The 6,603-nt window shown below is 63.6% G+C and carries 11 protein-coding genes; 4 read left to right on the top strand and 7 right to left on the bottom strand.

The annotated features are described in order from the left end of the window. The first annotated feature begins 211 nt into the window (after positions 1-211). Entirely contained in the window at positions 212-400 is a 189-nt protein-coding gene (locus tag ACFFWD_RS20805) for a hypothetical protein (protein ID WP_376968359.1), read from the top strand. Positions 401-437: 37 nt separating this feature from the next. Here the strand turns inward: ACFFWD_RS20805 and ACFFWD_RS20800 are convergent, their stop codons facing one another. Both ACFFWD_RS20800 and ACFFWD_RS20795 read right to left on the bottom strand, forming a co-directional pair. Next, positions 438-584 (bottom strand): hypothetical protein, encoded by a 147-nt coding sequence (locus ACFFWD_RS20800; protein WP_376968358.1) that lies wholly within the window; start codon positions 582-584, stop codon positions 438-440. Between the two features lie 491 nt (positions 585-1,075). Next, a complete protein-coding gene (locus tag ACFFWD_RS20795; protein ID WP_376968357.1) occupies positions 1,076-1,258 on the bottom strand; it encodes a hypothetical protein in 183 nt (60 codons plus the stop codon). Positions 1,259-1,436: 178 nt separating this feature from the next. Here ACFFWD_RS20795 and ACFFWD_RS20790 point away from each other — a divergent pair, with 178 nt between their 5' ends. Then, positions 1,437-1,688, top strand: coding sequence for a hypothetical protein (locus ACFFWD_RS20790; RefSeq protein ID WP_376968356.1), 252 nt, complete (start codon positions 1,437-1,439; stop codon positions 1,686-1,688). 76 nt (positions 1,689-1,764) lie between these two features. Here ACFFWD_RS20790 and ACFFWD_RS20785 read toward each other — a convergent pair whose 3' ends face one another. From ACFFWD_RS20785 to ACFFWD_RS20775, 3 genes are all read right to left on the bottom strand, one after another. Continuing rightward, complete coding sequence (locus ACFFWD_RS20785; protein ID WP_376968355.1) at positions 1,765-2,541, bottom strand: hypothetical protein; 777 nt, start codon at positions 2,539-2,541, stop codon at positions 1,765-1,767. Between the two features lie 327 nt (positions 2,542-2,868). After that, on the bottom strand, positions 2,869-3,213 hold the full coding sequence (locus ACFFWD_RS20780; protein WP_376968354.1) for a cupin domain-containing protein: 345 nt from the start codon (positions 3,211-3,213) through the stop codon (positions 2,869-2,871). Between the two features lie 47 nt (positions 3,214-3,260). Then, entirely contained in the window at positions 3,261-3,674 is a 414-nt protein-coding gene (locus ACFFWD_RS20775) for an SRPBCC family protein (protein ID WP_376968353.1), read from the bottom strand. Between the two features lie 213 nt (positions 3,675-3,887). On the opposite strand from ACFFWD_RS20775, the gene ACFFWD_RS20770 reads away from it, so the two are divergent. Further along, positions 3,888-4,193, top strand: a complete 306-nt coding sequence (locus ACFFWD_RS20770; protein WP_376968352.1) for a hypothetical protein — start codon at positions 3,888-3,890, stop codon at positions 4,191-4,193. 108 nt (positions 4,194-4,301) lie between these two features. Here ACFFWD_RS20770 and ACFFWD_RS20765 read toward each other — a convergent pair whose 3' ends face one another. Further along, entirely contained in the window at positions 4,302-4,937 is a 636-nt protein-coding gene (locus tag ACFFWD_RS20765; RefSeq protein WP_376968351.1) for a 2-dehydro-3-deoxy-6-phosphogalactonate aldolase, read from the bottom strand. Between the two features lie 12 nt (positions 4,938-4,949). Beyond that, positions 4,950-5,855, bottom strand: coding sequence for a 2-dehydro-3-deoxygalactonokinase (locus ACFFWD_RS20760; protein WP_376968350.1), 906 nt, complete (start codon positions 5,853-5,855; stop codon positions 4,950-4,952). 230 nt (positions 5,856-6,085) lie between these two features. Here ACFFWD_RS20760 and ACFFWD_RS20755 point away from each other — a divergent pair, with 230 nt between their 5' ends. Next, entirely contained in the window at positions 6,086-6,313 is a 228-nt protein-coding gene (locus tag ACFFWD_RS20755) for a DUF418 domain-containing protein (protein WP_376968349.1), read from the top strand. The last annotated feature ends 290 nt before the right edge of the window (positions 6,314-6,603 follow it).

The raw sequence follows: 6,603 nt of genomic DNA, 5'->3' as shown, positions 1-6,603 counted from the left end.
CGTCGTCACCCTCGCTGCAATTGCCTTATGGCTGCGCTAAGTGTCCACACCACCTAGGGCTTCGGGCCGGCCGAAAAAAATCGGTGCTGTGTCACCCTGTAACTGAATCGGCCTCGCGTGTCCCAACCCGGCACAGAAACCCTTGGCACGCCTTGTGCGGGCCCCGGAGGCACCCCGGGGAATTGTGTCCCGGTCAGCGACAGGGGACCCCATGCCCGCCTTTGTGGTGGCGTTCCAGAACAAGGCCAATCACAGCATCATCCAGGTGCGGGTGACTGCCGAGTCCGGGACGGAGGCGATCCGCATCGCTCGCGAGCAATACCCGGCATCCTCATACGCGCTCGTATTTATCACCCCCAGCACGGTCGGACTGAAAGGCCCGGATCAGGGCAGCAGCTAGGCGCAGCCTCGCCGTGCGCGAGCTTCTGTGAGTTATTTCATACGCGGCCTGCAATCTTTCGCCGCATCGTATCGGTCCCGACGCGGAGGGCCGATGCCATGGCCAACCAACCTGGGAAGCCAATATCCAACTCAATTGTCGACGGAATCGTGATACTCGCCTTTCTCGCGATGATCGCGATCATGATGTGGATCGCCCCCCTCCTCTGAGGACGGCCCAGAAAAATCCGCAGGCCGGCGGATGCGTGGTGGCCGAGCCGGTCCCCGGCACCGACTGGTCAGCCGCCGCTGCCGCGGCGTCGGTGTTCCTGATGTACTCGATCGCGAACCGGCGGCATGCAAACCCGCCTACCAATGCGGTTTCGCTGCCTATCCGCCGCCGACACCCGACGAGGCATTATCAAGCCAGCGGCGTGTCGCCTCGTCGCTCCAGCCGGGAACTGCGAAGCGGGTTGGCGCAGTCACGGCGGGCGGACGCGTGACCGGAGGTTGGCGCGAGCGGGGGTGTCGCACGGTTGCGGCGTCCGCGGACACGCACAGGATGACCAACAGACCGAGAGCCAAAACAGCACGCATTGCACTTGCTCCAAAGGCTTCATGACGATGACTGCGGGTGGTGATCACCTCCCCTGTGCGCTCGGGCGGTGAGCCATGCTCATATAAACACCGCCGGCCTTCAACTCCGCCAGCATCTGGTCGATCCGCTGGCGCTTGGTTTCGGGCTGACGCTGCGCGTGATCCAGTGCAAATAGTCGTTGCGCTGGTCGGGTGGCCGCTCGTTGAACGCCTGCAACAGGCCCGTCGCATCGAACTCGCGACGGAGGCTCGCCGGCATGACCGCGCGCGATCGCTTGAGCATCATGCCTTCCTGTCACGCGGCGCGGCGACGGCGCCTAGCGGACGCTCCGGCGGCGCTTGCCCTGATCTGGCCGGATCAGTTGAGTGTCCCACTCCGGCACATGAACTCTGGCACGATGAATGCTGTCCAAAAGGCACCCGGAGAATTTCGTCCCGATCCGGGAAGTGACAGGAACCTCATGCCAGTCTTCGTGGTGGCCTTCCAGAACAAGGCCGATCAGAGCATTTTCGAAGTGCATGTGACTGCCGACTCCGTGGCTGAGGCCTTGCGCCTCGCACGGGAGAAATTCCCAATACCTGGGTATTCGCCCATTTTCGCTACCCCCCGCCGCGGCGGAGATACACGCCGCGCGACCGAGGCCGCCGACGGTCGCGCCCGGCCAAAACAAGGTCAAGGGCATCAGCGCGACGAGGCCGGCGTCGACGAGTAGCGCGACGAGGCCGGCGGCCGGGCGCGGGGTGGGCGGGTATCGAACCGGCGATACCCTCTGGCGAGCGGCTGCCCCACTAGACGAACAAGAGATGCGCGTCGCTCATATTGTGAGCGAGGAAGACCTGCTGCAACGCGGGCGAGCTCTCGAGCGCAGTATCCCCGTATTGCGAATTCCAATGATACGCAAAGTCGAACGCAGGAGATGGGAGGAACTTGGCCCACTCATTGATGATGGCCCGCTCCTGTAGGGCGGTCGGAAGAACATATGAGCCACCGGTATCGGTGGTCCAGGAACCGCCTCCGAAGGTTTGATAGACGGGAATGATGCTGTCGGCAGGTATGGCCGCCTGCACGGCTGCGGCGAAGGCCTTGTCGATCATGGTGTAGTCGACCTGGCCGCTTCCTGATCTGACCGGATACGGATCGATACCAAAGTAATCGATGTGCGTGTTGGCGGGGTTGTAGGTGTGGGCGAAATCCGGCTCCGCCGACGAGCCCATGTTCATCATCGTGATAAAAGTCTTGGCGCCCGGCATGTGGGCATGAATCCAGTCGGACTCGGCCTTCAAATCCGCAGCCTTCACCAGGGGCCCCCATGTGCCGGTCGGATCCGGCTCGTCGGCGAGATAGAAGCCGTAGACTTTCGGATTGCCGATGTACGGAGTCACGGCGTCAATGAAGGACTGGGTGACGCCGCTTCCCTGATTGAGCCAAACGAGCCCCTTGACCCCCTCTGGCAACGCATTGAGCTGATCCACTGACTGAACGTCAGCCAAATTGAAGCCAACCTGCCCTGCCGAAAATTGGCCATAGGCATCGAGGCCGCCACCTGCCGCATAGTGAAGTGTCATCTGGAGTTTCTCCCGAAGGTTCACCCCGCCGCGCTCGTCAGTAACGACAATTTGTCAGCCTGCAGTTATGTCGAGAGTTCAAATTTGAATCGAACATGGCGAAACGTATCGTGGAAAGCAGGGCGAAAAGTTCGGTCGGCAAGCAGGTGCGCTCGGACGTGTAGACTCGTAACCGGGGGCCAATGTCCCAAATGTCCCATCGCGATGTCCCATGTTTCACGGAACAGGTGGATGTCCGCGCGCTCGCTTGAGGCGCCGCGCTCCTCGGTGTCCGTGGTTGTTAGCTAGAGTAGCATGCCTTCCTGTCACGCGGCGCGGCGACGGCGCCTAGCGGACGCTGCGCCTCCGGCACCAGCCATTCGGTGAGATGAAGCGGTCGGAGGCGTGGATATCGACCTGCACCAGGCGACCCGGCCCGACATTCTCGGACGTATGCTCCGCGTTGGGCGGCGCCACGACGACAGAGCCCGCTGAAGCTTCGATCTCCGTGTCCTCGATCCTGAACCGGGCATGCCCTTCGAGCACGACGAAGGTTTCCGCATAGGGATGCCGGTGCAGGGCCGGCCCCGGCCCGGGCGGCATGTCGACAACGATTACCGAGACATTGGATCCGGTGGTCCGTCCCTCGATCTCAGTGGCCGATCCGAGTGGCCAGACTTTTAGTGCATCCATCGCGTCGATCTCCACCCCCGGGACGGCGCTAACGACCGGTCGGCAGGTCAAGCCCGCCGCTTCGCTTCAACGTGACGGGCAAAATTGTTGAGGATGGCCTGCCAGCCGGCACGCTGCTGCTCGACCGAATGGGTGTCTTCGCCGTCGAAGGTCACCTTGACCTTGACGCGGTCTGCGTCAGGGACGAACGCAACCTGCGCGGTGCGGTCGCCGAACGAATATTCGATCAGGTTGGGCTCCTCGACCTTGGTGTAGGTGCCGGCGAAATCAAAACCCATGCTGCCGTCCTTGGCCTCCATTCGCGACGAGAAGGCACCTCCCGCACGCAGGTCGACGGTCGCGGCCGTCGTATGCCAGTCGTCGGACGCGGCATTCCATTGCTTGATGTCGTCGGGCGTCGTGTAGGCGCGCCAGACATCGGCGATCGGCGCGGCAACGGTCGTCTCGACGGAGATCTTCATGTTCAGTTCCTTCATTGCTGGAAGTGCCGGCGGATGCCGGGGACAAGTCGGCCATTCGGACCCGGAACATAGGGCGCCCGGGGCCGCCGTTCCACCCGGCAGACGATGCAAGACGGACGAGCAGGTCGTCACAATCAGGTCCAGCCGATAAGGATTCGGTATTGGGAAGGCTGTAGGTTCTGCCGCGGAAGCCGTCGGCCCTGAGAGAGACACATGCGGAACCTGAACACCGTCCTGAACAAGCTGAACGATCGACTGCTGAGGCTGGAGGGCGAGTTGTTCGTTCTCCGGTCGATCGCAAGGGCGAGCCTGACGGCCGGTGACGACGCCGCGGCGCGGACGCGAAAGCTGCTTGAAGGTGCCAAGCTCGCACTGGCCGACGAGGCCGAGCGACCGCTCGACAGCGCGACCACGAAATATGTCGCCGCCGCGATGGCCATGGTCGACGAGTTGCTCGAGCACCCCCGCGAGGCCGCGCCGCTGTTCAGGGTGATCGAAGGCGGCAAGTCGGTGGACTAAAGCGTTTTCGAGCGAAGTGGATGCCGGTTCGCGTGAGGAAAACGCGTCAAAACAAGAATCTAGAGCTTTGGTTCTGATTCACTCAGAACCAAAGCTCTGCACGACTGCCTACCGCGCGCCCTGCACGGCCTTGTCATACGCCTCGATCGTCACCTTCGCCCGCTCGGCAACCTCGGCGGCCGTCATGCCGGGCTTGTAGAGGCTCGAGCCGAGGCCGAACGCGACGATCCCGGTCCTCACGTAGTCGGCAAAATTCGTGTCCGACACTCCGCCGACGGCAGCGATCATCACCTCGGGCGGCAGCACCGCGCGGATCGCGGTAATGCCCGCAGGCCCGAGCACGCTGGCGGGAAAGAATTTCAGGCTCGAGGCGCCGGCCCTGGCGGCGAGCAGCGCCTCCGTCGGCGAGAACACGCCGGGCATCGTAACCATCGATCGCGCGTGGGCGCGCGCCAGCACGTCGACATCGACATTCGGCGACACCATCAGCCGGCCGCCCACGTCGGCGAGGCGATCAACATCCGCCGTCGTCAGCACGGTGCCCGCGCCAACAAGGACATTGGCGGGCGCGCGCTTGACCGCGATCTCGATCGAGCGGAACGGCTCCGGCGAATTGAGCGGAATCTCGATCGCGGTCATGCCGGCCTCGATCAGCGCGCTCACGATGCCGCCGGCTTCCTCGGGCTTTACGCCGCGCAGGATCGCGACCAGTGGGCGCTGCATCGGCGGGAACGGTGTCGTCATCGTCAAACCCTCTTACCTCTTCCAGATCGTGCTCGCCGCCATCGCAAGCCCGCGCCGGACCGCATCGACGGCGTTGATGCGAACGCCGCGCGTTTCAAGCGCCAACCGATACAGCACCTGGAGCCGCCCCGACGCAATCAGGGTGATCGCGCTTGCAGACGCTTGTCCTGCAAGTCCCGCCGCCAGCTCGAGGCCGATCATCGTGCCCGATATGGTTTCGCGCGCCGCCGAGGCGCTGCCGCCGAACAACAGTTGCCCCGACCGCACGCGGAACAGGAGGTTGGCGGCCAATGCCGGCGCCTCGAAGGCGGCCGTGACGGCCGCTTTAAAGGCTTCATGATCTACGGCGTCCTCCGCGCCGGCCATGGCGTGCGACAGGATCGTGTCGCGCGCAATCGTGCCAAACAGCTCGCCGGTCATGAAGGTCGCAAAGCGCCTGACCGTCCCGCCGCGCACATCGACCCATTTCGAATGCGTCCCGGGCATGCAGACGGTTGCTTCATCTGCCGCATCGAGACCCAGCGCGCCCAGCAACTGGGTCTCCTCGCCGCGCATCACGTCGGGCGCATTCGGATCGCGCTGCGCGATCCCCGGCAGGATCCTGATGTCGCGCGCTTGCCCAGGGACCATGACGGCCCGATCGAGGACCGCGGTGAGCCGTGCCGGCGTGTCGATGTAGCCTGCCTCGACCCACCCTTGACGCGCGCCGGCCATGCCGCAGATGACGACGGGCAGATCGGGCGCAACGTCGAGCGCATCGAGATTCGATTGCAGCACGGCGGCGAAGCCGGCCCTTGCCGCCGCCATCATGCCCTCATCGCTGCGCCGCTCCGCGATGACCCCGCCTGCGCGATCCATCAGCCAGAGCCGAAAGCTGCTCGTGCCCCAATCGACGGCGGCATAGGCAGTCCCGCTCATGTCAGCCCCTGTCCTGAGATGTCTGTGCAACCATCAAGGGCGTGAGTTAGCACGACCGCGCGCCGCATGACGAATTCATGACCCGGCCGTGACGTCGCACGGATTCATGTCGGTCGTCCGTAAGGTTGGTGTCAGGTTGCGGCAATAGATTGCGCTGCCGCGCCCCCCTTGGCGCGCCTTCCCAGCTCATCTCTCCACGTCCGATTACACACCTTGTGGTCGACGAATACTTGCTGACGTACCTGCAATCGGTGATCCTGGGATTCGTGTTCTATGGCTATGGGCTTGGGCTGTTCGGCAAGCTCGATTCCGTCACCGGGCTTGCGACCGTCATTGCGGTCTACGGCATCCAGGCCGTCGCGATCCGACTGTGGCTGCAGCGCTTCCGCTACGGCCCGATCGAATGGCTGTGGCGGGCGCTGATGTACGGGCGGGCACCGGCGTTCCAAAACACCTGATGGAACGGCCGCTGACACATCGGATAATAGGCTGCCGATTTGGCTGTCCCGTCGAAATCCTCAATCACTGATTTGCCCGACGGCGCAAGCCCCCGCCGAAAAAATATTTCGGTTTATCGGAATCTAAGATCAGTGTATGAATCCACCCGTCTCACCCGCTTGAGGGGCGCTTCGCGATCGTCACGAGTGTTGGGTTGGGATGCGGTGGACGTTGATCGTGCGACTGACGAGCGCGCGTGAGACGGACGGTGAAGTCGTGTGGTCCTGACGCCCCAGTGGTTGGTGTCTCT

It is taken from the genome of Bradyrhizobium erythrophlei (assembly GCF_042430365.1).
Lineage (GTDB): Bacteria > Pseudomonadota > Alphaproteobacteria > Rhizobiales > Xanthobacteraceae > Bradyrhizobium > Bradyrhizobium erythrophlei.
Note: the sequence above shows the minus strand (reverse complement) of the source record. Positions and strands in the feature narration are given on the sequence as shown.

Coding starts and splice junctions, on each gene's coding strand:
- ACFFWD_RS20805 (WP_376968359.1), top strand. CDS start 212: ATGCCCGCCTTTGTGGTGGCGTTCCAGAACAAGGCCAATCACAGCATC.
- ACFFWD_RS20800 (WP_376968358.1), bottom strand. CDS start 584: ATGATCGCGATCATCGCGAGAAAGGCGAGTATCACGATTCCGTCGACA.
- ACFFWD_RS20795 (WP_376968357.1), bottom strand. CDS start 1,258: ATGCTCAAGCGATCGCGCGCGGTCATGCCGGCGAGCCTCCGTCGCGAG.
- ACFFWD_RS20790 (WP_376968356.1), top strand. CDS start 1,437: ATGCCAGTCTTCGTGGTGGCCTTCCAGAACAAGGCCGATCAGAGCATT.
- ACFFWD_RS20785 (WP_376968355.1), bottom strand. CDS start 2,541: ATGACACTTCACTATGCGGCAGGTGGCGGCCTCGATGCCTATGGCCAA.
- ACFFWD_RS20780 (WP_376968354.1), bottom strand. CDS start 3,213: ATGGATGCACTAAAAGTCTGGCCACTCGGATCGGCCACTGAGATCGAG.
- ACFFWD_RS20775 (WP_376968353.1), bottom strand. CDS start 3,674: ATGAAGATCTCCGTCGAGACGACCGTTGCCGCGCCGATCGCCGATGTC.
- ACFFWD_RS20770 (WP_376968352.1), top strand. CDS start 3,888: ATGCGGAACCTGAACACCGTCCTGAACAAGCTGAACGATCGACTGCTG.
- ACFFWD_RS20765 (WP_376968351.1), bottom strand. CDS start 4,937: ATGACGACACCGTTCCCGCCGATGCAGCGCCCACTGGTCGCGATCCTG.
- ACFFWD_RS20760 (WP_376968350.1), bottom strand. CDS start 5,855: ATGAGCGGGACTGCCTATGCCGCCGTCGATTGGGGCACGAGCAGCTTT.